Annotated in this window: 24 protein-coding genes; 7 read left to right on the top strand and 17 right to left on the bottom strand. The window is 51.3% G+C overall.

The genetic code is table 11. The annotated features are described in order from the left end of the window. Nucleotides 1-129: 129 nt before the first annotated feature. Nucleotides 130-585, bottom strand: a complete 456-nt coding sequence (locus HRU73_RS02745) for a protein YgfX (protein WP_287399365.1) — start codon at nucleotides 583-585, stop codon at nucleotides 130-132. Between the two features lie 46 nt (nucleotides 586-631). On the opposite strand from HRU73_RS02745, the gene ygfZ reads away from it, so the two are divergent. Continuing rightward, nucleotides 632-1,678 carry a CAF17-like 4Fe-4S cluster assembly/insertion protein YgfZ gene (gene ygfZ, locus HRU73_RS02740; RefSeq protein WP_287399364.1) on the top strand — a complete coding sequence of 349 codons (1,047 nt, stop codon included), beginning with the start codon at nucleotides 632-634 and terminating at the stop codon, nucleotides 1,676-1,678. Nucleotides 1,679-1,744: 66 nt separating this feature from the next. On the opposite strand, the gene HRU73_RS02735 is transcribed toward ygfZ, so the two are convergent. From HRU73_RS02735 to queD, 3 genes are all read right to left on the bottom strand, one after another. After that, a complete protein-coding gene (locus HRU73_RS02735; RefSeq protein WP_287399363.1) occupies nucleotides 1,745-2,404 on the bottom strand; it encodes an ankyrin repeat domain-containing protein in 660 nt (219 codons plus the stop codon). A 1-nt stretch (nucleotide 2,405) separates the two neighbouring features. Beyond that, nucleotides 2,406-3,170: a TatD family hydrolase gene (locus HRU73_RS02730; RefSeq protein ID WP_276678721.1), complete on the bottom strand. Its 765-nt coding sequence runs from the start codon at nucleotides 3,168-3,170 to the stop codon at nucleotides 2,406-2,408. Nucleotides 3,171-3,240: 70 nt separating this feature from the next. Further along, complete coding sequence (gene queD / locus HRU73_RS02725) at nucleotides 3,241-3,723, bottom strand: 6-carboxytetrahydropterin synthase QueD (protein ID WP_276678723.1); 483 nt, start codon at nucleotides 3,721-3,723, stop codon at nucleotides 3,241-3,243. 16 nt (nucleotides 3,724-3,739) lie between these two features. On the opposite strand from queD, the gene HRU73_RS02720 reads away from it, so the two are divergent. Further along, the gene (locus HRU73_RS02720) at nucleotides 3,740-4,600 is read left to right on the top strand and encodes a radical SAM protein (protein ID WP_041356775.1); all 861 of its coding nucleotides are present in this window, start codon (nucleotides 3,740-3,742) and stop codon (nucleotides 4,598-4,600) included. A 28-nt stretch (nucleotides 4,601-4,628) separates the two neighbouring features. Here the strand turns inward: HRU73_RS02720 and HRU73_RS02715 are convergent, their stop codons facing one another. Together HRU73_RS02715 and HRU73_RS02710 are read right to left on the bottom strand one after the other, a co-directional pair. Then, nucleotides 4,629-4,916, bottom strand: coding sequence for a helix-turn-helix domain-containing protein (locus tag HRU73_RS02715; protein WP_011112087.1), 288 nt, complete (start codon nucleotides 4,914-4,916; stop codon nucleotides 4,629-4,631). Nucleotides 4,917-5,429: 513 nt separating this feature from the next. Then, on the bottom strand, nucleotides 5,430-5,999 hold the full coding sequence (locus HRU73_RS02710; protein ID WP_287399361.1) for a recombinase family protein: 570 nt from the start codon (nucleotides 5,997-5,999) through the stop codon (nucleotides 5,430-5,432). Between the two features lie 502 nt (nucleotides 6,000-6,501). On the opposite strand from HRU73_RS02710, the gene HRU73_RS02705 reads away from it, so the two are divergent. Next, nucleotides 6,502-7,300 (top strand): IS5 family transposase gene (locus tag HRU73_RS02705; RefSeq protein ID WP_502709294.1). Its coding sequence is split into 2 segments (ribosomal slippage): nucleotides 6,502-6,774 and nucleotides 6,776-7,300, totalling 798 coding nucleotides; the frame shifts between segments, so codons are not numbered across the junction. 7 nt (nucleotides 7,301-7,307) lie between these two features. Here the strand turns inward: HRU73_RS02705 and HRU73_RS02700 are convergent. After that, entirely contained in the window at nucleotides 7,308-8,258 is a 951-nt protein-coding gene (locus HRU73_RS02700; protein WP_011112474.1) for an IS481-like element ISNe2 family transposase, read from the bottom strand. A gap of 76 nt (nucleotides 8,259-8,334) precedes the next feature. Here HRU73_RS02700 and HRU73_RS02695 point away from each other — a divergent pair, with 76 nt between their 5' ends. The 3 genes from HRU73_RS02695 (at nucleotide 8,335) to HRU73_RS02685 (ending at nucleotide 9,334) form a co-directional block, all read left to right on the top strand. Next, complete coding sequence (locus tag HRU73_RS02695) at nucleotides 8,335-8,586, top strand: type II toxin-antitoxin system ParD family antitoxin (RefSeq protein WP_287399360.1); 252 nt, start codon at nucleotides 8,335-8,337, stop codon at nucleotides 8,584-8,586. Between the two features lie 3 nt (nucleotides 8,587-8,589). After that, the gene (locus HRU73_RS02690; RefSeq protein ID WP_287399359.1) at nucleotides 8,590-8,811 is read left to right on the top strand and encodes a type II toxin-antitoxin system RelE/ParE family toxin; all 222 of its coding nucleotides are present in this window, start codon (nucleotides 8,590-8,592) and stop codon (nucleotides 8,809-8,811) included. A 181-nt stretch (nucleotides 8,812-8,992) separates the two neighbouring features. After that, nucleotides 8,993-9,334, top strand: coding sequence for an MliC family protein (locus HRU73_RS02685; protein ID WP_287399358.1), 342 nt, complete (start codon nucleotides 8,993-8,995; stop codon nucleotides 9,332-9,334). Between the two features lie 39 nt (nucleotides 9,335-9,373). Here the strand turns inward: HRU73_RS02685 and HRU73_RS02680 are convergent, their stop codons facing one another. The 8 genes from HRU73_RS02680 to HRU73_RS02645 form a co-directional block, all read right to left on the bottom strand. Next, complete coding sequence (locus HRU73_RS02680) at nucleotides 9,374-10,576, bottom strand: acetyl-CoA C-acyltransferase (protein WP_287399357.1); 1,203 nt, start codon at nucleotides 10,574-10,576, stop codon at nucleotides 9,374-9,376. Between the two features lie 69 nt (nucleotides 10,577-10,645). Next, the gene (locus tag HRU73_RS02675; RefSeq protein ID WP_287399356.1) at nucleotides 10,646-13,156 is read right to left on the bottom strand and encodes a 3-hydroxyacyl-CoA dehydrogenase/enoyl-CoA hydratase family protein; all 2,511 of its coding nucleotides are present in this window, start codon (nucleotides 13,154-13,156) and stop codon (nucleotides 10,646-10,648) included. Nucleotides 13,157-13,483: 327 nt separating this feature from the next. Beyond that, nucleotides 13,484-13,981 carry a TlpA family protein disulfide reductase gene (locus HRU73_RS02670; protein WP_011112095.1) on the bottom strand — a complete coding sequence of 166 codons (498 nt, stop codon included), beginning with the start codon at nucleotides 13,979-13,981 and terminating at the stop codon, nucleotides 13,484-13,486. Continuing rightward, nucleotides 13,978-15,222 (bottom strand): sialidase family protein, encoded by a 1,245-nt coding sequence (locus HRU73_RS02665; protein ID WP_287399355.1) that lies wholly within the window; start codon nucleotides 15,220-15,222, stop codon nucleotides 13,978-13,980. The genes HRU73_RS02670 and HRU73_RS02665 overlap by 4 nt, the downstream gene beginning before the upstream one ends. A gap of 119 nt (nucleotides 15,223-15,341) precedes the next feature. Beyond that, the gene (locus HRU73_RS02660) at nucleotides 15,342-17,396 is read right to left on the bottom strand and encodes a TonB-dependent receptor family protein (RefSeq protein ID WP_287399354.1); all 2,055 of its coding nucleotides are present in this window, start codon (nucleotides 17,394-17,396) and stop codon (nucleotides 15,342-15,344) included. Nucleotides 17,397-17,683: 287 nt separating this feature from the next. After that, complete coding sequence (locus HRU73_RS02655; RefSeq protein ID WP_287399353.1) at nucleotides 17,684-19,807, bottom strand: TonB-dependent receptor family protein; 2,124 nt, start codon at nucleotides 19,805-19,807, stop codon at nucleotides 17,684-17,686. A 410-nt stretch (nucleotides 19,808-20,217) separates the two neighbouring features. After that, nucleotides 20,218-21,522 (bottom strand): M18 family aminopeptidase, encoded by a 1,305-nt coding sequence (locus HRU73_RS02650; protein ID WP_287399352.1) that lies wholly within the window; start codon nucleotides 21,520-21,522, stop codon nucleotides 20,218-20,220. Nucleotides 21,523-21,709: 187 nt separating this feature from the next. Beyond that, entirely contained in the window at nucleotides 21,710-21,913 is a 204-nt protein-coding gene (locus HRU73_RS02645; RefSeq protein WP_287399350.1) for a HepT-like ribonuclease domain-containing protein, read from the bottom strand. Between HRU73_RS02645 and HRU73_RS02640 the strand changes: the two genes are divergently transcribed. Continuing rightward, the gene (locus tag HRU73_RS02640; RefSeq protein ID WP_287400095.1) at nucleotides 21,863-22,021 is read left to right on the top strand and encodes a hypothetical protein; all 159 of its coding nucleotides are present in this window, start codon (nucleotides 21,863-21,865) and stop codon (nucleotides 22,019-22,021) included. The genes HRU73_RS02645 and HRU73_RS02640 overlap by 51 nt on opposite strands. Nucleotides 22,022-22,042: 21 nt before the next feature. Here the strand turns inward: HRU73_RS02640 and HRU73_RS02635 are convergent, their stop codons facing one another. Next, nucleotides 22,043-22,258, bottom strand: a complete 216-nt coding sequence (locus HRU73_RS02635; RefSeq protein ID WP_287399348.1) for a nucleotidyltransferase family protein — start codon at nucleotides 22,256-22,258, stop codon at nucleotides 22,043-22,045. 288 nt (nucleotides 22,259-22,546) lie between these two features. Continuing rightward, nucleotides 22,547-25,099 (bottom strand): TonB-dependent receptor, encoded by a 2,553-nt coding sequence (locus tag HRU73_RS02630; protein ID WP_287399347.1) that lies wholly within the window; start codon nucleotides 25,097-25,099, stop codon nucleotides 22,547-22,549. Nucleotides 25,100-25,123: the final 24 nt, after the last annotated feature.

Below are 25,123 nucleotides of genomic sequence, written 5' to 3'. Positions count from 1 at the left end.
CTGACAGATGGCCGGGACTCTCAGGATTATACTAAGGAACTTCTGCCCAAATCACTGTTTTGAACAGCATTCAGAAAATAAGCTCAGCCGGCAGATTACAGATTGGCAGCTTTATTTGCCATAGCTCAATCATCCCCGTTTTCTTCCATCAGAAGAGCTATCCTGCCATTTCCAGCGCAGCCAGACACGCAGTCGTCTGAAGCTGTTTGCATCGATGCTGTCCGGCAGGATAACCACCGTATAATAGTGCTTTGTTCGTTCCTTCCGCAGGCAGAGTACGGTCATATAAGGGGCAACAAAAGTACTGGTATCGACAACGGTATCAATGTATTCATCTGCATGAGCTTTCATTCTGCAGCTGTTTCTGCCCGTCAAATGCAGTGCGACGATGGATCGTGGTGATGTGAGCCATGCATAGCGCCGCAAGTAATAATAGAGGCTGCCTGCCAACAACAGGGTAATGATAAGCTTCACTACCACAGGCAGTGCCAATGGCCAGAATACGCCGGCTGCCGTACAATGCGCGAGACTCAACAGCACGGCCAGTCGGCTGGAAGGTTGCAACTGGATTGAAAGTTCATTCATCGACTGGTTACCGGATCACCCAATGTAATGCTTTTTCCGCTTATCCATGAATCCCGACTGGTTTACATTTCTGACTCACCGTAATGCCCATATCGAACAAAATCGGGTGCTGCACTTTGGACAACCTGCTGCCGAACTGGCACAAGCAGCATCAGGCCCGGTATTGATCGATCTCTCTCACCTTGGCCTGATCCGTCTTTCTGGTGAGGATGTACAAAATTTTCTGCAGGGGCAGTTGAGTTGTGATGTCCGCTCGGTTGATTCCACACAAGCCAGTCACGGCGGCTATTGCACGCCCAAAGGCCGTTTGCTGGGCAGTTTCCTGTTATGGCAGGATTCCGATAACAGTTATCTGATGCAGCTCCCGGCAGAGCGAGTGGAAACGATTACCAAGCGCCTGAAAATGTTTGTGTTACGGGCAAAAGTATCGATTCAGGACAACACCGATGATCTCATTCGTATTGGTATTGCTGGTAAGAATGCGCTGCTATCGTTGCAAAACATGCTGCCAGATACGACCATTTCACCTGCGCCATTGGCTGTAACCTCCATTCCGGACGGGCAGATCATTTGTCACAGTGAAAACCGGTTTGAAATCATGACAACTTCGATCCAGGCACCTTCATTGTGGGAACAGCTGAACAAACAGGCACATTGTGCAGGTGCGGCAATCTGGGACTGGCTGGAAATCCGTGAAGGAATCCCCACCATCTTCAATGCCACTCAGGAGCAGTTCATCCCGCAAATGGTCAATCTGGATATCATTGGCGGAGTCAGTTTCAAGAAAGGATGCTACCCGGGCCAGGAGATCGTCGCTCGCACCGAATATCTCGGCAAAGTAAAGCGCCGTATGTACCTGGCTCACCTGGATGCAGATTCATGCCAGGATATCGCAGCAGGCGATAGCTTGTTTGGTACAGATACCGGCGATCAGGCATGCGGAATGATTGCCAACGCTGCACCTGCACCTGCCGGGGGAGTTAATGTTCTGGCTGTGATCCAGATCAGCAGCGTGGAAGCTGGCTCCATCCACTGGAAAACACCGGATGGCCCGCAATTGGCGATACTATCTCTCCCCTATGCGATCACCTGATACTCCCGCCGGAACAGTGCTGCGATACTGATTTGCGACCACAAGCCACCCGACCTCAGTAAACGTTCAATCCGCTGTACCGTTACGCGTCAGCAACTGTACGATGCTGGTATGGCCCTGTTTCCTGGCCCAGCCCAAGGCTGTACCATCAGCTTCATTTCGGACCAGCGCATTCGCACCCTGTTTCAGCAACAGCTCGACGGTATCGTAATGATTGCCACGAACAGCCATCATCAGTGCCGTCGTACCGTTATCAGTCGCAGCATCGATCCTCACTCCGTAATTCAGCAGAAACTCAACGATTTCCTTATAACCTTTACTGGCGGCGTAGATCAGCGGATTCCATCCATCATGGTCGATTTTGGCACCTTTTGCGTATAGCCGCTTGACCAGATCCAACTGCCCGTAATAGCACGCCAGCATGGTAGCCGTCTCACCATATTTGTTGCGAAGATCCGGATTTGCACCAGCCTCCAGCAGCAATCCACCCATTTCCGGATTTTTATTTCTGGCCGCCAGCATCAGGGCCGTTTCACTTTGCAGATCGCGCGCATCCGGGCTGGCTCCTTTCGTCAGCAAATCCCTGACACGGTGAGTCTTATTGTCTTCGACCGCTCGAACCAAGTCCTCATCAACCCCGGCATGGGCAGGTGAATAGAGACAAAAGGCACAAAACAGAACGATGACTGATGCAATACTCCATTGTGTCCACAGGGATCTGTTCATCTCAAACCACCTTGAATAAGTTGAAGAAGTTGTTTGTCGTTACCGCAGCAATTTCGACAAGCGTCGTTTCACGCAAATGGGCAATTTCCTCGGCAACATGCCGGACGAACGCCGGCTGATTGGTTTCACCCCGGTGAGGAACAGGGGCAAGATAGGGTGAATCCGTTTCGATCAGCATCCTGTCAGCGGGTACTTTTTTCGCCACCTCTTTGATGATTGCCGCATTCTTGAACGTCACGATCCCGGAAAACGAAATGTAAAAATTCAAATCAAGCGCACGTCTGGCGATTTCCCAGGACTCGGTAAAGCAATGCATGACGCCCCCGACGCTGGCTGCTCCCTCTTCTTCCATGATGCGCAGTGTATCTTCTGCAGCAGCACGGGTATGAATGATCAGGGGTTTACCGCACTGCCTGGCAGCACGGATATGTCGCCGGAATCGCTCACGCTGCCATTCGAGATCGCCCTTCAGCCGGAAATAATCCAGACCGGTTTCCCCCAGCGCAACGACCTTTGCATGATCCGCCAGCTTCAGCAGCTGCTCCACCTCTGGCTCTGCTGTATCTTCATAATCGGGATGCACACCCACCGAAGCAAAGAGATTCGAGTGTGATTCAGCCAGAGCGAGCACACGCGGAAAATTTTCCAGATTGACGCCAACGCATAACGCATGAGTGACCTGGCTGGTTTGCATGTTCACCAGCAACTCATCCAGGCTGCTGGCGAGATCAGGAAAATCAAGGTGACAATGAGAATCGACAAACATAGGATTTAAAAACTAACGCTATCTGGTTTTATAATTAAAAATAGTATCAGGAAAATATAAACGCTTCTGTCTATGATTCCGCGATCCTGCCGACTGTTGCAGATTTGAAAACAGCTTTATCCACATCCGCCCAGCAGTTGGGGGTTTCGAACAGACGCACATGTTCCAGCTCCAGCCTGCCAGCGTATCTGTTCCGGAATGTGTGGTGCAATATATCGAAAGCAATCAGGGCGAGATTCTCCGCCGTGGGCTGCACTTCCAAAACAACCGTTTTATGATTTTCCAGCGATTGCAGAAATTCCAGCACGCGAGTATCACCAGCATAAACCAGAAAGGCATGATCCCACCGATCCACCAAAGCTTCTCTGATAACGCGTTTGACATCGGAGAAATCCATGACCATGCCTTGCTCCGGCACCCCGGCATCAGCGATAATACCCCCTGCAATCGTAACTTCCAGTACATAACGGTGCCCGTGCAGATTGCGGCATTGGCTCAGATGCGTGGATATACGATGACCCGCATCGAATTCGAATTTTCGTGTAATCAACATCCCGGAAATTATAGCATTGTCACCTTCTGCCGGACGATTGAGCCAGGATGATCACAGCCGTGACAGCGCCGGACTGACCTACGTTTATCCGGTCGTTTCCCGCCGTGCAGGTGGCGTATCCATCGGCATCAATCTCAACCCCAACAACGCATGCAACTGGCGCTGCATTTACTGCCAGGTACCCGATCTCAAACGCGGCACTGCGCCAGTCATCGATCTGGTCAGACTGGAGCAGGAGCTGCGTGATTTTCTGCACGAACTGGTTTATGGAAACTTCATGCAGGAGAAAGTCCCACCTGAAACCAGAGTCATCAAAGACATCGCCTTATCTGGAAATGGTGAACCGACCAGCGCACGGGAATTTGAGCAGATCATCGAAATCATCGGCAGAGTAAAAGCTGATTTCCCTCTACCGGAAGAACTCAAACTGGTGCTCATCACCAATGGAAGTCTGATCAACCGCATGTATGTACAAAAGGGGTTGCATCTGATGGCAGGGCTCAATGGTGAAGTCTGGTTCAAGCTGGACAGCGTTACGCAAACCGGCCGCCTGCGCATCAACAACACCCGGGCAAGTCTGCAACGTATGCGCGACAATCTGCAAACAGCTGCATCACTTTGCCCGACATGGCTGCAGACCTGCGTATTCAAACTGAAAGGTGTACACCCGGATACCCATGAAACCGATGCCTATATCGGCTTTATTCGCACTCTTTTGCAGGAAGGAACCCAAATTCGGGGAGTGTTACTGTACACCCTGGCACGCCCGGCTTTACAACCCGAAGCACCCGACCTATCGAAAGCCGATCCGGACTGGATAAAAACCTTCGCCGACAAAATCCGGGCACTTGGGATACCTGTAAGAACTGCCTTTTAACAACAGCAGTTGTTTGAAAATATCAGATTCATTTCAATTGTTTGGCTGATTTCTTGAGATTTTTATACAAATCGGGATACTGAGCCTTCAGCATTGCCGCAACGATCAGATCATCCCGTTTTATTTTAGTCAGATCGATATGTTCGATATGGACCAGCCTCAATAACTCTCTCACTGCTTTCGGCATTTCCCGTCCGCTTTCATAGCGCGAACCACCACTCTGGGTGACACCAACCTTGCTCCAGAACTCATGCTGATTCAATCCCAGTTTCTGACGAATTTCTTTCGGGTTAGGTATGCTCTTAAAAAGTTTCATTTTTTATTGAATATCAAAAATATAAGATGGTTATTCAGTGCAACATCATATTTTTGTTATCGTCATAAAATGGTTTAGCTTAAGCTCATCTATTCATTCATCAAGGATATTTTTACCCGCTTCTTTATCCTTTTAGCATGATCCTTGATCAGAACAATTATTCCCCAGGAATATTGCCGGCAGTAAGTCAACGCCTTCCAATCAAACAGCCTGAGAACGATACAGGATTCAACAACGCAATATCGATTGATAAACAGGTTGCAAAAGAACTTGATTCAGATAACAGACTGACACAAACACCATTTACTATGAGATTGGAATATCGGAGAGAAGTTCGCCAAGTGCAATAACCCGATAAAATCTGCTCAGGTGATAAAGCCCTTTCTACCTTGCGTAGAAAGATCCTTTCTCATTCAGCCATTTAAGGATAGAAAAAAACAACATATTTTGCGATGATTCTTCTGTAGGCGAAACCGATAGCACTGGCAGAGGACTACACTATGAGTAAAGCTGCTAAAAATCCCGATACTCTCTTTCCCGTTTCATCGCCCGCCAAAGTGTGGCCCTCCCGACATTCAGCCGGGCAGCGATTTCAGCAGTACTCAATGTACCGGTTGCAGATAATTGTTGTGCCAGCCTGATCTGCGCCTCCTTGATCGCGAGCGGACGACCAAGACGTTTACCACGCCGCCGGGCTGCCTGAAGACCGGCTTTGGTCCGTTCAGAAATCTGAACACATTCATATTCCGCAATCGCACCAATCACATGAAATAGTAACCGTCCGGTCGCCGTTTCCGTATCTATGCCATCGGTAATCGACCTAAAACCGATCTTGCGCGTTTCCAGTACCTGAAGAATATTGATCAAATCCTTGAGGGATCGCCCCAAGCGATCCAGCTTCCAGACCACCAGCATATCCCCCGGCCTGAGAAGTTTCAGCACCTTATCCAGAGCGGGCCTGGCATTGTTTCTTCCTGTCAGCTTTTCTGTGAGGATCTCGCTGCATCCATCTTTAGTCAGATGGTCGATTTGCAAATCAAGGTTCTGGTCTTCAGTAGACACACGAGCATAGCCAATTTTCATTAAATGCACCTACTACAATCGTAAAAAAGGATCAAAAACAGAAGAACAACAAGGCAGGAAGATCCAAAAAGGATCGTATCTGACAAACCAACGCAGAAGTGCCGGTGCTGATTCCAGTAAAGTTGAAACCGGTTGATTGACCATATCGGGCAGATCTGGGTGATGATAGATCCGGTAGATAGCCGAGGTGAGTCCACCCCCCTAGCCCAGTTACATAATAGCCTTAGGGAATCTATGAAAAGCTACCTGCATTGCCATTTCTGCGTTAAAAGTCGGCATCAAAATGCTCATTTATTATGTATAAACTCCGCTTTTTCGCCGATTTTTGCCTTGAACTGACTGCCTCGCTAACGTTTTTCAGAGGTTCCTTAGCATCGATTTCATGTTTTACAGCAGATTATCGCTATGGAGATATGATAATCCATGATTATAATATGATATTTTCATACATTTTGCCTAAGAACCTGTTTACGATCTTTTTGTTATCCCTGATAATGCATGGATGAAAAGAATCGAGTATGCCAGCGATATCAGTAGAGAGAAGTTTGCCGAGATAGAGCTGCTATTGCGCAGCGTACGACGCAGGACCAAGCCCACGAAGGTGGATCTGTACGAGGTGTTCTGCGCGGTGCTGTACCTGCTGCGCACTGGTTGCCAATGGAGATTCCTACCCGGAGAGTTTCCCAAGTGGCAGAGTGTATATGCTTATTGGAGCAAGTGGAGTGAGCCCGACCAGTACGGCGTGAGCGTATTGGAGCGGGCACTCAAAAAATCAGGTTGGCGCGGTCCGAGAGAAACAGGGGCGCAACGTTTGCAGCGCGCTCTTGATCATGGACGCGCAGAGCGTGAAAAACACAGACACGGCCGACCAGAAAGGTTATGACGCTGGCAAGAAGGTATCGGGTATCAAGCGCCATATCGCTGTCGATACCCAGGGTTTGCCGCATGCTATTGCGGTGACGACGGCGGAAGTGACTGACCGTAAAGGTGCATTGCAAGCTCTGGAGCGCTGCAGGCTGGGCTTGGGGCAAGTACAAAGTTTGCTGTGCGATAGTGGCTATACTGGAGAACCATTCGCTGAAGGCGTGCGAGAAATTCTGGGCGAAGCTGTCACGGTGCAGATTGCCAGGCGCAGTGAACTGCATACCTTCAAAGTTATGCCCAAACGCTGGATCGTCGAGCGTAGTTTCGCCTGGCTGGAGAAGAGCAGAAGATTATGGAAAAACTGCGAGCGTAAGCTCAACACCAGCTTACAGTTCATTCATCTGGCCTTCCTGGCATTACTGCTCAAAAGATCGTAAACAGGTTCTAATTGTTTAGTCCCACTTTGTGATGGTATGGATTGATGATAAAACGTTCAGGTTCGTTTTGCCAGCATTTGATGATGTATTCGTAAGGTGTGAGTCCTCGTAAGGTTTTGAGTCGCCTGGCGAAGTTGTAGGCATTCAGGAAGCTGTAAAGATGCTCTCGCAACTGTTGATGATTTTCATAATGATAGCGTTTGACGGTTGCTTCCTTGAGGGTGCGGTTCATGCGTTCGACTTGACCATTGGTCCAGGGGTGATTTGGCTGGGTCAGGCGATGTTCCGTACCATTTTCCAGGCAGACACGGTCGAAGATATGCAAGAAAGCATGCCTGTCTGTTTTGCGGTGGGTGAACTGGATGCCGTTGTCTGTGAGGATAGTATGGATTTTATAGGGTACGGCGGCGATGAGATTGCGCAGGAACTGCGCTGCTTCCATCTTGCCGTACTTGGGCAGTAATTCAGCATAAGCGAACTTGCTGGTTCGGTCGATGGCGACGAATAGATACAGTTTGCCTTCTTCTGTCCGTACTTCGGCAATGTCGATATGGAAATAGCCGATGGGATATTGGGCGAACTTTTTTCTGGCAGGTTTCTCGCCTTCCACCTCCGGTAAGCGGCTGATGTTGTGGCGCTGGAACAGGCGATGCAGTGATGATCGGGTCAGGGTGGGAATGCTGCTTTGCAAGGCGTAAAGGCAGTCATCCAACGGCAGCAGCGTATGTTTGCGGAAGGCTACGCAAGCGGCTTCCTGCTCTGGTGTCAGAACCGTGGAACGCGGCTCTTTCGGACCCATCCTGGCATCGTGCGTAAAGTTGCGCTTCTTCCATTTCGCCACCGTCTTGGGATTGATGGCGTAGCGCCTGGCCAGCACATTCAGGCTCTCTTCACTATGTTGTATCGCTCGACGCACCGCCGCTGTCGTGCGGGCGCTCCCGTGTAATATCTGTCCCATAATTCCTCCTGTGTCGGTAGCAAATCATACAATACACCATCACAATGCGGGACCAAACATCTAAGGAGTTATGATCATGGCGACCGTGCGTAAGACCATCTCACTAACCAACCAGCAAGATGCCTGGATTACCGCACAAGTCGAAGCTGGGCGATTCACGAATGATAGCGAGTTAATTCGTGACCTCATCCGGCGCGAGCAGGAACGAATGGCCGAAATTGATAATATCCGGGCCGCACTCATTGATGGCGAGCAAAGTAGGGAGCCGCAGCCGTTCGATTTTGATCAGTTCAAAAGACATAAGCTGGCGCAGCACAAACCAGGTTAATGCATGGCTGAATATCATCTCAGCCCGGCAGCGCAGCGTGATCTTGATGGAATTTTTAACTACACCTTTCAACAATGGGGCGCAGATCAGGCCGTACGCTATATCGATATATTGGAAGCCGCCTGTACCGAGTTAGTCGAGACATCATCCCAGGGACAGGACTGCAGCTATATTCGACCAGGCTATCGCTATCGCCACGTTGAACGCCATATTACTACCGAATAGAGCCTTTCGGTGTGGCCATCATCCGTATTCTGCACTATCGGCAGGACGTTCTCAGGCATCTGTAACATACGGCTTTGCCGGTACGTGTTAATTCCCCTCAGACGCTCTCGGGCTGAAGGCAAGATTATCATTGGAGAAACGAAGGTAAGCTATTCACTGTAATCAATAGCCAAATCACAACATGAAATCGTTTCTCAACCCACTCATCTTTTTCACACTTTTCACTACTATCGTATCCTGCACCCCATTATCCACTCTCAACCCCACAGTTTCAGTCATCAGTTCGGTCGTTTTCGTTTCAGATTCCGGGCAGGTAGTACAGGCGATTTACCGGGATGATGACACGGTTACGCTTACCTTCCCGAACAACAGAATAGAGATGCTCAATCTTGCGGTTTCTGCATCAGGTGCACGTTATGTTGCAGGAATGAATGAATGGTGGGAGCATCAGGGAGAAGCCACCTATTCTGTCAATGATGAGCGGGTGTTCACGGGCAGACTGCAGCGCCAGCCTGCTAATTGAAGGAGTAACCGGGCGAATACCCGGTTTTAAGAAAGTATATTACAGTGCTTCAAACACACCGGCAGCTCCCATCCCGCCTCCGATGCACATGGTAACCATGCCATATTTGAGTTTGTGACGTCGTAAACCACTAAGCAGAGTGGCCACCCGAATGGCACCGGTTGCGCCCAGCGGATGCCCCAGTGCGATCGCCCCTCCCAGCGGATTGACTTTCGCCCGATCCAATCCGAGATCGTTGATTACTGCGAGACTTTGGGCAGCAAACGCCTCGTTCAATTCGATCCAGTCGAGTGCATCCTGTTGGATCCCGGTCTGTTCCAGCACTTTGGGAATCGCCTTGACAGGACCTACTCCCATGATTTCCGGCGGCACACCCGCCACTGTATAACCAATGAATCGCCCGATCGGCGTCAGATTGAAGCGCTGCAATGCTGCCTCGCTCACCACCATCACTGCACCAGCTCCATCCGACATCTGTGAGCTGTTACCGGCGGTTACAGATCCCCGGGCGGCAAATACCGGGCGTAATCGGGCAAGTGCTTCCGCGCTGGTATCTGCCCGGGGGCCTTCGTCGATATCCCGGACAATAGCTGTATTTTGGATTTCATGCGTATTCAGATCCGGCCGGTTTTCCTGAACGGGATAAGGTGAAATCTCGTCTCTGAATTCACCTTGCTCGATGGCGCGAATCGCGCGGTGATGGCTTTCCAGGGCAAATGCATCCTGTTCCTCCCGGCTGACTTTCCACTGTTCCGCCACTTTCTCCGCAGTAATGCCCATGCCGTAGGCAATGGCTACCTGCTCACTGCCTGGTTTGAACAGCGCCGGATTCATCGCGACCTTGTTACCCATCATCGGCACCATACTCATGCTTTCGGTCCCGCCAGCAATAATGACATCCGCTTCTCCCAGCCGGATCCGGTCGGCCGCCATCGCAACTGCCTGCAGACCAGAAGCACAAAACCGGTTGATCGTCACACCCGGCACACTGACCGGCAGACCAGCCAGCAGCAACGCCACGCGAGCAACATTGATCCCCTGCTCCGCTTCCGGCATGGCACAACCGACGATCACATCCTCGATTGCCGCGGGATCGAGTCCCTCACACTGTTTCAACACTGCCTGCAGCACATGCACCAGCAAATCATCCGGCCGCACATCCTTGAACATACCTCGTGGCGCTTTGCCTACTGGTGAACGTGTAGCGGCTACGATATAAGCATCCTGCACCTGTCTGGTCATGAGCTTCTCCTTCCATCCTTAAATTTTTGTTTCATTGCGCCCATCTTCTGCAATTTGAAATCACTCTACTCAGTTTCGCAGCGGTTTGCCGGTTTTCAGGGTATGCGCAATACGATCCTGGGTTTTCTCAGTTGCCAGTAATTCAATGAAGGCGGTCCGCTCCAGTTTCAGCAACCATTCCTCATCCACCTGGCTGCCGGCGACGATATCGCCACCACACATGACATGCGCAATCTTGCTGCCGATCAGATAATCATGTTCGGAAATAAACCCGCCTTCCAGCATATTGACCAGGATACTCTTGATTGTCGCGATTCCCGTAGCGCCTGCCACCACGATTTCACGCGGACGCAACGGGGGACGGTAACCTGCCTCGGCCAGTGCAAGCGCCTGTGCCTTGGCAACATACAGCAATTCGAGACGATTCATAATGATCACGTCGGCAGGTTTCAGATAGTGCATTTCCTTTGCCTGTTCCGCACTCTTCGCCAGTTGCGCCATTGCCACCGTCTGGAAATAATGTTTCAGATAAGGAAAAGGATCACCATCGACCGCATTACGCGCAGCACGCAAAGCAAACTCCTTGCATCCTCCCCCGGCCGGCAGCAATCCCACTCCTGCCTCGACCAGGCCAATATAGCTTTCCATCGTCGTCACCGCACGATCACTGTGCATGACAAACTCACACCCGCCCCCCAGCGCCAATCCATCGACGGCTGCAACGGTCGGTATCAGACTGTAACGGAGATGCTGTGAAACCTGCTGGAAATGCGCAATCATCACCTCCACTTCAGCCAGCTTCCCGGCCATCAGCATATCAGCCACATCCAGACTGCGAGCTGCCTGCAAGATAGCCGACTGGGTAGCGCCCCTGATCTGTTTGATGAATTTCTCGAATGCTGAAGGAGGAGCAGGTGGTGCGGGTGGTGCTTCAGTTTTGGGCCGCTCGGTTGCCTTTTTCAGGTTGGCACCCAGTGAAAACGGCGGTTCGGTCTGCCAGATCACCAGTGCACGAAAATGATGTTCAGCCTCGGTAATGGCCTGCTGCATTCCTTGCAGTACCAGATTGTCAATCGTATGTTTTTTGGTCTTGAAACTGACGATGGCAACCTGATCTCCGGTATGCCACATACGCAACGCATCCGTTTCAAAAACCGTTTCACCATAAACGATTTCCTCGCCCACCAGCCTGTCGGGAAAAAGCTGACGCCGGTACACTGGCAACTGCGAACGTGGTTGCCAGCTTTCCGTTATCGGAGCATAAGAACCTTCCTGCGTATGTACTCCCTGGACAGCACTCTGCCCGACTGTCTGCACCCAGGCCGGCAAGGGTATTTCAGCCATGGCCTTGCCGGCAGCAATATCCGCCTCTATCCAGCCGGCAACCGTACTCCACCCTGCTGCTTGCCATATCTCGAAAGGACCTCGTTCCCAGCCGAATCCCCAGCGTATCGCCAGGTCGAGATCACGCGCATTATCGGCGATCTCTGCGAGATGTATCGCACAGTAGTGGAACAGATCCCGGTGAATCGCCCATAAAAATTGGGCCTGTGGGTGCGGATGATCATGCAGCGCAGTAAATCGGGCTACAGGATCTTTCTGCTTCAGCAGCGCCTCGATTTCGTCGTCCACTTCGTTCTGTGCCGGCTCATACGTATCTGTGGCCGGATTCAATACATGGATGTCCTTACCCTGTTTCTGATACACCCCTTTGCCACTCTTCTGCCCGAGCGCACCATGATCGACCAGTTTCTGCAACCAGTCGGGAATAGTGTAGTAAATATGCCAGGGATCCTCCGCAAGGCCGTTCTGCATGGTTTGCACGACATGCACCAACACATCCAGCCCGACCAGATCAGCAGTACGGAATGTGGCACTTTTCGGCCGGCCGATCAGCACACCGGTAAGTTTATCTACCAGATCGAACGCCAGGCCAAACTGCCGGGCATGATGCATGGTCGCCAACATGGAAAAAACCCCGATCCGGTTGGCAATGAAGTTGGGAGTATCCTTGGCACGAATGATCCCTTTACCCAGACTGGTCACCAGAAAGCTCTCCAGCGCATCGAGTACCGCTGCATCGCTTTGCGCGCTCGGGATCAACTCCACCAGATACATGTAACGGGGTGGATTGAAAAAATGGATACCGCAGAAACGTGGTTGCAAGGCCTCAGGAATAACCGTGGCCAGCTGATTGATGGAAAGGCCGGAAGTATTGCTGGCTAAAACAGCCTGGTCATGCAGATAAGTAGCAATTTTCTCGTATAGTTCCGATTTCAGCTCCAGCCGTTCGGCAATCGCTTCGATCACAAGATCACAGTCCCTCAATTTTTCCAGATGCTGATCGTAAGTGGCCGGTTCGATACAGTTTGCCCGGTCGATCACCGACAAAGGTGCAGGTTCCTGTTTCTTCAGTTTCTCGATCGCTTTCAGTACATTGGCATCGGGATTTCCAGATTCGGCCGGCAGTTCGAACAGTAAAGTCTCTATGCCGGCATTGACCAGATGTGCGGCAATTTGCGCACCCATGACCCCCGCTCCCAGTACTGCAGCCTTTCTTACGATGAATGGATTGCTCAAGATACCTCCTGCGTGATCAGATTTCAGGGCAAATACTACCTGCTCACAACAAGAGCAGGATCAATCCTGTTAAAAAGATTACAAGCATGAACCCCAAAGAGCAAGCTGTTACTACCGGAGCTGATCATGCGGCTCGACCATGCCTCACGGGTTGCTCACATGTTCCTGTGCAGTAGCAAACAGATACGATTTGCCTGGTGAAAAAAGATAAATCAGCCGGAGATACTCTTTATCCACCGGCTGAGTGAAGGCAGATCAGTCTGAACGAGTGTTCGATCTGCCTGAAAAAGTGTGGAAACGCATTATCTTCAGAGGAAACCTGGAGGGTCACTTGCTTGCGGACGAAGCATCCATACCGACACGCGCCAGCCAACTCTTGACATATTCCTGGCCGACCAGCCCGGTCTTGGCTTCACGCTGATGGCTCTGATCATAAAAATAGGTGCGCGGCACCTCGCCATACCAGCGCCGGTCGATCTCAAAACGCAGGCGTTCCGGCATATCCTCGGCAAACACCCACCGCTCGACCTTGTTCAACCCGTAATCAGCAAGATGAGAAACGATCTCCGGCTCATCATCCGGCGTATCCGCCGCAATCAGCACCAGATTCAGATCAGGATGCTGTTGCTTGAATTCACCGAGCATTTTCAGTTCAGTTGGACAGTAAGTACATGTCAGCGACCAGAGAAACAGTACGAAAGGTTTGCCTGCATGCTCTTCCTGAATCTGCGTCATACTTCCGAGTACAAACGGACGTACACCCTCGGTCGCCGATGCAACCCCGGCTATCGTCAACAGCCAGATAAACAGTAAACGACGCATCATAAATCCCCCTCTGCATTAAAGAAGCGCACTCCATCTCTGGCACTGTTCCACACGACGAGTGGTTTCTGTGCACCGACTACAAATACTGGCAGGTCGGCTGCACCACCGGTCGTTGCCACAGCACGAGCTGCTGACCAGGTATCGCCACGATCAGCCGAAACGGAGGCCATCAATTGATAATTATTGCCATCAAATTCGCGCCAGACCAGATAAACCTTCTTTCCATACGCAAATACAGCTGGGTAACCCGGCTGAAAATCAAGGTCACCAAATGCGTGCGGTGCGGTCATATTCTCACCGTCAGCACGCCGGTAAAACAATCCGGGATTCTGCGGATTCCCGGTAAACCACGCCAGATGGCGGCTACCGGCTTCATCCACTGCGATGTCGCCACCATGATGAGGACAGGCATTGATTTCCCAGTTATCCTCACTTGCCCGCAACACTTTTGGTTGCGAATCCAGTCGTGCCAGTGCGAAATCACGAATGCTGCCCTCGAACACATGCCGCCAGAACACAACCGGTACCCCATCGGAATCGAGCGTCATGCCGATTCTGCAGCATTCACAGGCATGATCGGCCAGTTTACGATTCGCAGAAAAATTCGCCCCGCCATCTTCCGACACTGCATAGTAAACCGTGGTGCCAACATACTTCTGCCCGGTCTTGCCAGCCGCATCACGCTCACGTCCGTCGAACCAGGCCAGCGTCACACGGCCATCGTCACCCAGTGTCAAGGCGCTGAACCCATGGCTGATTTCGCCGTGGTCATCGTTCACGGTCACGGGCTCTGAAAAAGTACGGCCACCATCGACAGAACGGGCAAAACGGATATTCCCGGCAAACACCTTCGGCAGCGCCTGTACCCAGGTTACTGCGATCACTCCGTTACGCACCGCGATCTTCGGCCGGTTCTGGTTTTCCGCAAGAATCGCTTCAGGTTGCGGATTTACCGTTACACCTTCAGAAAAATGCTTGCCGCCATCTTCCGAGTGGCTCACCCGGATATGACCATCCTGCATGCGTGCCAGCCACAACCCTCCCTTTTCATCAGATGCCACGGAAACAGCCATGCCAACCGATCGTGTGCGCATTTCCGCCCACATTTTGTTCATATCGTGACCGGATTTTGCTGATTTGGACTGGGTGTCATGCACATGTTCAGCCACTACAGTCAAAGGAATCACTGCAGAAATCACAGCGAGCGCAACAACCGTAATGAAATGTTTTACTGACATCATCGATCCCTTGAAGTTAATCATCCATCAAACCTGAATATGGAAACGACGATTATTTATATATAGCGGCAAAGAACTGCACAGCAAATCATATAAATAAATCGACCTGGCCGATTGTATCCTTACATCCGATATTCCAGACCCGCAAAGAAGGAACGGCCATCTCCCGGCAGGAATTGCGCCTGGTCGATTCCCCTGGCGTTGTCGATGACACCCGTGGTAGCAGCATACTTGCGATCGGTCAGATTGCGCGCCTCGGCAAACCAGGAAAAGCCGGTTTTGTTGCGCTTGCCGATCTTGAAACCCAACAGCGCGTAGGAGTCTGCATACACCGTATTGGCGTGATCCACGTAATACTTTTCGGGCGACCATTCCACGTTCGGACCAAGATAATAGCCTTCCGGATGACGGTAGGTCAGCTCAGCCTTATAGAAATGACGCGGAATACCGGCAAGCTGATTATTGCCGAAAGTAGGATCACCATCAAACTTGAAATCATTGAACAGGTACATCTGGCGCAGATAAAACATTTTTGCCAGCTCTACATCCAGCCCCAGCTCAACTCCCTGATGTACCGTTTTACCCGCATTGACCGTACCCAGCGGAGAACTGGTCACAGGATCGACCAAGGCGAGCAGCTCATTGCGCACATGAGCACGATACAGTGCAATGTCCCATTCGGCCATATCAAACAATCGGCCCCGGCTACCGACCTCAAACGTGATTGCGCGTTGTGCCTTGGCAAAAACGGGGGCGATAACCGGCCCGGCAGTCAGCTCGGAAAAACTGGGTGGCTCGAAACTGGTACTGACGTTGCCAAAAAATTGTATCTCCGGATTCAGCTCATAAATCAATCCTGCTTTGGGCGTAAAGCGTTGATAGTTCTTGCTTCGATCCAGAGCGCCTGCAGTGAACAAATCCTTCTGCTTGCGTGTGGTGTAGGTGTACTGCGCACCGGCGATCAGCGAAAGTTCCGGCAGCAGATAAAATTGATTCTCCCCATAAACCACATAGCTGCTGACATCCTGGTCAAACTTGGCGGTACGCGCGCCTGCTCTGCCACCAACGTTGACGAACCGGTTATCCATCACGGTGCCCCAGGTCGGTTCGAAACCAGCCACAAAGCGGTTGCGCCAGCCGGCGATCGGCATTTCATTGATATAGCGCAACCCCAGACCATAATCATGCGAGGGTTGATCCAGCACCTGAAAAATCGGATGCCACAACTGCTTGTGTGAATAAAAGGCAGAGAACTCCAGTTGCTGGCTATTCCCCAGTTTGAACACAGTGCGATTGGCCACCCGGATCAGATCGAAATCACGCTTTTGCCGACCCATCAGACTGTTGGCATTTGCCTGGGTAGGGTCCGACCTGAGCTGTGCCTTGGTCAGATTACCCGGCAATTGCGAATCGGTTTTGGTATAAGTCAGATAAAAACGGGTTTCCAGATCAGGCGTGATGCGATAACCGACATTACTGAACATGCGCCAGTTTTCCTGCTCCGACCAGTCACGGAAACCATCCTGGCTGTAGCGGGAAACACTGGCAAAATAATCCAGCGAGCCATGCACACCGCCGGAAGAGAGCATCAGACGGTTATAACCAAAACTGCCTGCCTCACCACGCGCACGGAAACGTTCGGCATCATAACCGGTAGGGGTAACGAAATTGATCGCGCCACCCAGTGTGGTCGATCCAAACTGCAGCGCATTACCTCCCCGGTATACCTCGATGTAGCGTGCTGCCAGCGGCTCGATTGCCTGAAAATCCCCTCCGCCATCGGCCAGATTCAGCCGGGAGCCATCCTGCAACAGTTTGATACCGCGCATATGGAAAGTGCGCTGGATACCGGAACCGCGTATCGACAGACGTGCTTCCTCAGCACCAAAACGAGGCTGAACGAACACCCCCGGCGAGTAGCCCAGCGCATCCTGCAGCGTCGAGGCACGGCCGGTAGCGTAAGATTCGCTGTCAATGACATTCGCACCTCCCGGAACCTGACGCATGGTAGCTTTCACTTCCGGCAAACTCGGTACAGTCAGCGATGCCTGCCCCGGTGCAACTACTTTGATCGTTTCCAGCTGTACCGGATCATCCGTGTTCTGCGCCTGCGCCCATGTAGATGCCATGGCTGCCAGCACCCCGGTTACCGCAATCGCCAGCGGTTTTCGGGCCATAATATTTCCGGCTATTTGAGCAGACAGTCGTACCCGACCAACCCCTTTTCCCTTCATTTCTTCTCCTTCCTCTGGAATTATTAGTATGGTGTTCACGTAAACCACTAATGTTAAGCCCAGTAGAAAGGCATCTCAATGCGACAAATTGTCGCACCTTGAAGAAAAAACAAACGGATTAACGGGTTAATTCGAAATTCGGATCAGCAAAAAAAGCTAGGGAATACCATTTTATTCGGTTTCCCGGCATACCTCATTACCGAGGTATGCCGCTTTGATCTATTTTATGTCTACATCCGATACTCCAGACCAGCAAAGAAGGAGCGGCCATCTCCCGGGAAGAACAAGGCCGAGTTTGCGCCACCAAAGGCACCAACCCCCGCGATGTCGGTTACGGAAACCGTCGCCGCATATTTCTGGTTAGTCAGGTTACGCCCCTCGACAAACCAGGAAAAGCCGGTTTTGTTACGCTTGCCCAGCTTGAACCCGAGCAGCGCATAGGTATCGACAGACAACGTATTGGCATGATCCACATAATACTTCTCGGGTGACCATTCCACATTCGGACCGGCATAATAGCCGGCAGGATGGCGATAGAGCAGCTCCGCCTTGTAGAAATGACGCGGAATACCGGCCAGCTGGTTGTTTCCGAAAAGCGGGTCGCCATCAAACTTGAAATCGCTGAATGTATACATCTGGCGCAGGTAAAGCATTTTTGCCAGTTCCATATCCAGACCCAATTCCACTCCCTGATGCACGGTTTTATCCGCATTGACCATTCCTATCGGGAAACGGGACACTGGATCCACGCGGGCAAGCAATTCATTGCGCACATGTGAGCGATAGAATGCAACATCCCATTCGGCGATACCAAAACGGCCCCGGCTTCCCACTTCGAAGGTCAGTGCGCGCTGGGCACTGGCCAGTACCGGTGTCGCCTGCCAACTGGCCAGCTCGGAAAAACTGGGTGGCTCGAAACTGGTACTGACGTTGGTGAAGAATTGAATTTCCGGATTCAGGTCATAGATGAGTCCTGCCTTGGGGGTGAAGCGTTCGTAGTTTTTCTTCTGCCGCGGATCACCCGTATGCAGATCTTTCTGTTTGAGTGTCATGTTGGTGTACTGGGCACCCACCACCAGTGCAAGTTCCGGCAGCAGGTAAAACTGATTCTCTCCATACACCGTATAACTGCTGACATCCTGATCATATTTGTGAATTCGCGGGCCAGCCTCACCATTGATATTAACGAACTGGTTATCCATCACCTTGCCCCAGCTTGGCTCGAAACCGGCCACAAACCGGTTACGCCAACCAGCAACCGGCATTTCGTTGATATAGCGCAACCCAAGGCCGTAATCATGCGAAGGCTGCTCCATCACCACATAAATCGGGTGCCATACTTTTTTATGCGCATAGAATGCGGAAAATTCCAGTTGCTGGGCCTCACCCAATTTCATCACAGTACGATTGGCCACGCGGATCAAATCAAAATCCCGCTTGTACCGCGCTATATTGCTGTTAAAGAAATTTGCCTGCTTCGGGTTGTCTTTCAGTTCTGCTTTGGTCAGCTCGCCTGGCAATTGTGAATTGGTTTTGGTATAGGTCAGGTAAAAACGGGTTTCCAGATCGGGCGTGATTCGATACCCGGCATTGCTGAACATGCGCCAGTTTTCCTGCTCCGACCAGTCACGGAAACCATCCTGGCTGTAGCGGGAAACACTGGCAAAATAATCCAGAGAACCATGCACACCACCGGAAGAAAGCATCAGACGGTTATAACCAAAGCTGCCTGCCTCACCACGTGCGCGGAAACGTTCAGCATCGTAGCCGGTGGGCGTAACGAAATTGATCGCACCACCCAGCGTGGTCGATCCATACTGCAATGCATTGGCACCCCGATAAACTTCGATATAACGTGCTGCCAGCGGCTCGATCACCTGAAAATCCGCGCCACCATCAGCCAGATTCACCCGTGAACCATCCTGCAAAATCTTGATGCCACGCAAATGAAAGAAACGCTGGATGCCGGAACCGCGAATTGACAGACGCGCTTCCTCGGCACCGAAACGGGATTGAACAAACACCCCCGGCGAATACCCCAGCGCATCCTGCAACGTCGAACCCCGGCCATTGGCATAAGATTCGCTGTCAATGATATTTGCTCCGCCCGGGATTTTGCGCATTTCATGCTGCGCCTCAACCAGCGTTGGAACCGTAAGCGACCCCTGCCCGGATGCCACGACCTCGATTGTTTCCAGTTGCACCGGTTCCTTTTTACTTTCCGCCTGCGCCCACGCCGATGTCATGCCCGCCAGCACACCCGCCACCGCAACCGCCAGCGGTTTTCTGATCATGGCATCCCCAGCCTTGAGCAGATGTTGTCGCGATTGCTCAAATCTTTTTGTTCCCTTCATGTTTTTATCCCTGTTATGAAACCCTCAAAGTGATTGCAGTTACTGCAGAGCACCCATCATAAAGCGGGAGAAAGGGCATAACAATGTGACAAATTGTCGCATCACCGGCTAACAGCGGATAAAACGCATTTTGAAGTGGTGGCGAAAGCAACCCGCTTCCCGCTATCGGGATTTAGGAAGCCCTTGATTTATTCTGCCACCTGGATTGCTTCCTGCTTCATTACCTTCGCTGTCGCAACGACATTTATTGATTTAATCAGAGGTTTCAGGGAACCTCTGAAAAACGTCGGCGAGGTAGTCAGTTCAAGGCAAAAATCGGCGAAAAAGCGGAGTTTATATATAATAAATGAGCATTTTGATGCCGATTTTTAACGCAGAAATGGCAACGCAGGTAGTTTTTCAGAAGTTTCTCAGCTACTGAAAAACTGCTTCAGTGCCTTGATGATGTACTCATGGTCCTGAACACCGGCGCTTTCCCGGATACTGTGCATCGCCCACATCGGGCAGCCGATATCGATACTGCGTATGCCGAGCTTTGCCGAAGCAATCGGCCCGATGGTACTCCCACAGGGTAGATCGGAGCGGTGTGAATAACGCTGGTAAGGTACACCGGCTGCTTCACACCAGCGCATGAAATGCGCAGCAGAAATACTTTCGGAGCTATAGCGACGGTTGGCGTTGAATTTGATGACCGGACCCCGGTTCACGAAGACTTTATGATCCGCATCGTAGGATGAAGGGAAGTTGGGATGATAGGCATGCGCCATATCTGCACTGATCAGAAAACTGCGGGCAAACGCACGCGCACCATCCTCCGGATCTCGTGAGGCCGACAGATTGATGCGTTGCAATACATCGGACAGGAAACTGCCTCCGGCACCAATATGACTTTCACTACCGATTTCTTCATGATCGAAAAATGCGCATACCAGTGTGCTTTCGGCGTGATCCAGAATGGTATCGTCCAGCACTGCCTGCAGTCCGGCATGGCAACTGGCCAGATTATCGATCTGGCTGTTGGCATAAAATTCCTGATTTACTCCCCAGAGTGTCCCTTTCTGGGTGTCATAAACCACGAGATCCCAGGACAGAATTTGTGTGGCGGGGATACCAGCCTTCTGTTCCAGCAACGCCAGAAAATAAGGCTGTGGCAACTGATCGTCGGTCAGTTGTGCAAACAACAGCGGCAATTCATTCTGTTTATGCAGCTTCAGCCCATCCTCATTGACTCCCCGATTCATATGAATCGCCAGATTCGGCAAACGCAGCAGAGGCTGATCAAAACAAATCCGTTTGTGCGCAACCTGTCCACCGTCATCGGTATAACTGATGCGCCCGGCCAGGCTCAGATCCCGGTCAGTAAACGTCGCCAGAATCGGCCCGCCATAAATTTCGACCTTGAGCCGGGCCAATCCATCGCTGGCGCTTACCCCGTTCGGCCTGATCCGCAACCCGGGTGAATCGGTATGCGCCCCGACAATCCTGAAACCCGATTCGGCAGGTGCCTTGCTCCCCAGGATAAACAAAACAATGGAGGAATCATCCCGTACTACATAGTACCGTCCACCCGCCTGCAATGACCACTTGTCTGTTTCTTCCAGCCGGATGAACCGAAATTCCCTGAGCGTTGCCTCGATTGTAGCCACCGCATGCCACGGACTGGGACTCTGGTCGATGAAATTCAGCAAATCTCGTACATACCGCTGAGCTGTCATGATTGATATCTTTGAATGTTATTTACGTCAGAAACCGGCGCTTGCCTGAAACCGGACGAATCAGGATACAGTTTCAGGAGGTTGTTAATACCTATTTTAACAGGCTGCCTTACTGAAACTCAGCCTCCACTTCAAAGTACAAAAACGGGAGATCTATTTCGATTTGTTGATTTTATGGTGGAGAGGATTATCTGATTGACTCCAGCATGGCAGTCAATTGCAGCAAGAGTTTGGGAATCTCATCCTGAATGATGCTCCAGATCGTATCGTTATCGATACCGAGATAACCGTGTATCAGCCGATTGCGCGTAGCAATAATCATACGCCAAGGAATATCGGGATGTACCGACCGGATATCATCCGGAATATGGGTCGCTGCCTCGCCGATCAATTCGAGATTGTGCAGCGTAGCGTCGTAATTCAGGCCACTGGCTTCAAAGCGTATCTGGTCGAGTATACCTGCACCTTCTCGACGAAACTGATCATGTCAGTCAGGTAAAAACGCCACTCGCGGGTCAACTCAAACATAAACCGCTTCTTTTTCGATGAAAGGACGCAGCTCCGGCCGCAGCGCCTTCTCGGATACCAGATCTACCGAGCAACCCAATGCATCTTCCAGGTGGAACTGAACGCCAAAATAACGCGCTGCACTTGCCACACCATCGAATACCATCAGCACATCAACATCACTGTCATCACGTGCTGTATCTCGTGCTATGGAGCCGAACAAAGCCAAACGACGAACACCGTACCGAACTGGCCAATATAGGTTTACTATGGCGCAATACTGCCAAAACCTGATCGCGATTCATGTGTTTCCTCCTGAAACCAGCAGACCCGACGCCACCTCGGGGGTTTTCTTCGGCATCGGGTCGGCTCATCATAGCATCACGAACACAATACTTTAACCTCATCCTACCGAACCCACATTAACAGCTCGGTAGCTTCAATTACGTAAGCACACTCTGCAGATATTTTTACTGATGTCTCAGATCACATAATCGGGCAGAAAAACACCTGTACTTCAATAACTGAACGCAGCTTCGAGCAGATAGGTACGCTGCGGATAGGGATGAAATACCCAGGCCTTGTCGTTGTTGAGGTTGCTGATACCGAATGAGAATCGGCTTTTCAGCCCGTTGTTGAACCGATACCGGTAGCTGGTCTTGAAATCCATGAAGAAGAAATCGCTCTGGGCACCGAATACGTTGTTCTTATAGTCCCTGTTATCAGGATCATTATAGGAATCGCTGGTATAGCGGCCGGACAGGGAAACATCCCAGGCATCCGTCACATGGTAAGTACCGAAAACATTGACTCGCCAGTGTGGCAGGCGAATGACCTGTTTCCCGGTCAGGCTGTAGTTGGCAGGCACGCCGGTTGATTCGGTGAATCTCACGACCGGCCCGTCTTCCACTTTTGAGTTCATCCAGGTACCGTTGAACATAAAATCGAACCGTGAGCCCAGAATATTTCGCTGTTCGAAGATCAGCTCCACACCGGTTGTACCAACTTCACCGATATTCTGGAAAGCGCTGGTTGTAAGTGCTCCCGAGGCGGAAGTGATCTGGCGGATGGCATCCTTGATGTCATCCCGAAATACGTTGACACGAACATAACCCTTCGGTAACCCGTACTCCATCATAAAATTATGATGCACGCCATTTTCAGGTTTGAGCGTCGCATTCGCAATCAGAATACTGGTAGGTGTACCAAGTGACTGAAAAAGCTCTGCAATCACCGGGAAACGGTGCGCACGCCCGAAGGAATAGCGGAATTTCCACTGTCCAGGCTCATATCCCAGTGAAACCTTCGGAGAAGTGGCTGTTTCGGTGCGATCGGGCACGGCCACATTGGAGGCGACTCCCTTGCTTGCTTCCCACCATTCCTGACGCACACCGGCGGTAATATCCCAGTCCGGCATGAAGCGGAACATGGATTGGGCAAAGATCGCGTGGGTCGATGTACGGCCATCATTATTGCGGTTGGCCTGCAATGCACCCCGAGTCAGATCTTCATAACTGGTCAGGCTATATTGCCGGAAACTGAGGTTGTACTGGTCAAAATGGTATCCGGCCAGAAACGACAGTTTGTCGTAACCCAGCAGCATGGGCGTACTCAGCTTGAGATCGTAATTCCACCAGTTGAATTTGCGGAAATCCTGCAATTGCCCGGCACCGGTATTGCCCGGATCGGCATGATTGAAAAACGCCGTCGCACGAATATCCTTCAACACATCGAAATAGCTGAATGTGGTATCGACATCCCAGTCGGGCGTCAGCGCACCGCGCAGCGACAAACCCAGATTCAGCGTCTCACGCTTGTCACGACTCTCACCGAAACCACTGCGCACCACATCGAAGCGTGTGCCATCCAGAGAAGCATTACCCGGAGTCGAACAGGTGGCAACCGAATTACAGGTAGGCGCATTCCCTCCCCAGAAATAATCCCCGTTCGCCGTATACAGGTAGTTGCTCGGATGGTTCTGGTTGCGGGTACGCTCTTCATACGCCACGGTAAACAACGCCTGCAGATCGGAAGTGATGTCGTACCCAAATTTACCCTTGAACAGGTGAGTATTCACTTTTTCGGGACCGGTATCACCATAAATGATACTGGGTGTACCGCGCGTATCCGGTGTCCTGATACCCCCCGTCACCGATGTTCCTCCAGGCACGCTGGATAACCCGGTATTATCAATAAAATAAGACATTGGCTGACCCTGAGCTTCCAGCCGGTTGTAAGCCAGGAACACCGTAAACTTGTCCTGAATCCTGTTGCCGTAGGAAAAATACTGCCGGTCACCAATGAATGTTCCTTTATCCTCCCCGTAATTCTTGTAGGGCTGAATGAACAGGCTGCCTTCAAAGTAAAATTCCTGCTTGTGCGGCATGCGCGTTCTGATATTGGCAACGCCCCCTATCGAGTTGCCGCTGTACTCGGCCGAGAAAGGGCCATAAACGACATCAACCGAGTCGATTTCATTAGGGCCGACCAGCGACCAGCGCGGCGCACCATTGAAAGAAGCCTGCAGAAAGTTGTGCAACGGCAGACCATCGGCATAAACCATGCTGCGCGCAGTTGAAAACATATCGGCTCCGCGAATCCCCAGCACACCATTCGGATCGCCCACGTAGCGCTGACGTATTTGCAGGCTGGGCATGTATTTGAGCACTTCTTCGGTAGTTTGCGCATTCTGCTGTTCGACCTGTGCCCGGGTTACGCGCATCGAAGGCGAAGTAAAGTGCGAATCCCGCTCTATTTCACCTGTAATCACCATTTCCCTGAAAACAGTTTCATTCTGGCCAGCCGGCTCACCACTATCCTTCTCTTTCTGTTCATTCAGGTTGTCACTATTGCTCGATTTACCGGTTTGCACCTGTTCGTCCGCCGCTTGCGCCAACTGCTCCCCTGCGTGCTCCCCGTTTGCGCCTGATACCCGGATTCCGTCTGAACTGTTGTCTGCCTGTGTTGAAAGATTTTTGCGGGAAAACTGTTTCTGTTGTTCGACATCTTGAGCTGCCCAGGCTGATGAGGCGCAAAGCAGGCCAATCAGTGCCAGAGGGAACTGCTTCATGGTCTGATCCTTTCGATTTTTATT

The sequence above is a fragment of the Nitrosomonas sp. H1_AOB3 genome, from assembly GCF_015709435.1.
Classification (GTDB): domain Bacteria; phylum Pseudomonadota; class Gammaproteobacteria; order Burkholderiales; family Nitrosomonadaceae; genus Nitrosomonas; species Nitrosomonas europaea.
Note: the sequence above shows the minus strand (reverse complement) of the source record. Positions and strands in the feature narration are given on the sequence as shown.

What these genes read in the sequence shown, in the direction of transcription:
- HRU73_RS02745 (WP_287399365.1), bottom strand. Translation starts at nt 585, where the DNA reads ATGAATGAACTTTCAATCCAGTTGCAACCTTCCAGCCGACTGGCCGTG.
- ygfZ (WP_287399364.1), top strand. Translation starts at nt 632, where the DNA reads ATGAATCCCGACTGGTTTACATTTCTGACTCACCGTAATGCCCATATC.
- HRU73_RS02735 (WP_287399363.1), bottom strand. Translation starts at nt 2,404, where the DNA reads ATGAACAGATCCCTGTGGACACAATGGAGTATTGCATCAGTCATCGTT.
- HRU73_RS02730 (WP_276678721.1), bottom strand. Translation starts at nt 3,170, where the DNA reads ATGTTTGTCGATTCTCATTGTCACCTTGATTTTCCTGATCTCGCCAGC.
- queD (WP_276678723.1), bottom strand. Translation starts at nt 3,723, where the DNA reads ATGTTGATTACACGAAAATTCGAATTCGATGCGGGTCATCGTATATCC.
- HRU73_RS02715 (WP_011112087.1), bottom strand. Translation starts at nt 4,916, where the DNA reads ATGAAACTTTTTAAGAGCATACCTAACCCGAAAGAAATTCGTCAGAAA.
- HRU73_RS02710 (WP_287399361.1), bottom strand. Translation starts at nt 5,999, where the DNA reads ATGAAAATTGGCTATGCTCGTGTGTCTACTGAAGACCAGAACCTTGAT.
- HRU73_RS02700 (WP_011112474.1), bottom strand. Translation starts at nt 8,258, where the DNA reads ATGGGACAGATATTACACGGGAGCGCCCGCACGACAGCGGCGGTGCGT.
- HRU73_RS02695 (WP_287399360.1), top strand. Translation starts at nt 8,335, where the DNA reads ATGGCGACCGTGCGTAAGACCATCTCACTAACCAACCAGCAAGATGCC.
- HRU73_RS02690 (WP_287399359.1), top strand. Translation starts at nt 8,590, where the DNA reads ATGGCTGAATATCATCTCAGCCCGGCAGCGCAGCGTGATCTTGATGGA.
- HRU73_RS02685 (WP_287399358.1), top strand. Translation starts at nt 8,993, where the DNA reads ATGAAATCGTTTCTCAACCCACTCATCTTTTTCACACTTTTCACTACT.
- HRU73_RS02680 (WP_287399357.1), bottom strand. Translation starts at nt 10,576, where the DNA reads ATGACCAGACAGGTGCAGGATGCTTATATCGTAGCCGCTACACGTTCA.
- HRU73_RS02670 (WP_011112095.1), bottom strand. Translation starts at nt 13,981, where the DNA reads ATGATGCGTCGTTTACTGTTTATCTGGCTGTTGACGATAGCCGGGGTT.
- HRU73_RS02665 (WP_287399355.1), bottom strand. Translation starts at nt 15,222, where the DNA reads ATGATGTCAGTAAAACATTTCATTACGGTTGTTGCGCTCGCTGTGATT.
- HRU73_RS02660 (WP_287399354.1), bottom strand. Translation starts at nt 17,396, where the DNA reads ATGGCCCGAAAACCGCTGGCGATTGCGGTAACCGGGGTGCTGGCAGCC.
- HRU73_RS02655 (WP_287399353.1), bottom strand. Translation starts at nt 19,807, where the DNA reads ATGAAGGGAACAAAAAGATTTGAGCAATCGCGACAACATCTGCTCAAG.
- HRU73_RS02650 (WP_287399352.1), bottom strand. Translation starts at nt 21,522, where the DNA reads ATGACAGCTCAGCGGTATGTACGAGATTTGCTGAATTTCATCGACCAG.
- HRU73_RS02640 (WP_287400095.1), top strand. Translation starts at nt 21,863, where the DNA reads ATGTACCGACCGGATATCATCCGGAATATGGGTCGCTGCCTCGCCGAT.
- HRU73_RS02630 (WP_287399347.1), bottom strand. Translation starts at nt 25,099, where the DNA reads ATGAAGCAGTTCCCTCTGGCACTGATTGGCCTGCTTTGCGCCTCATCA.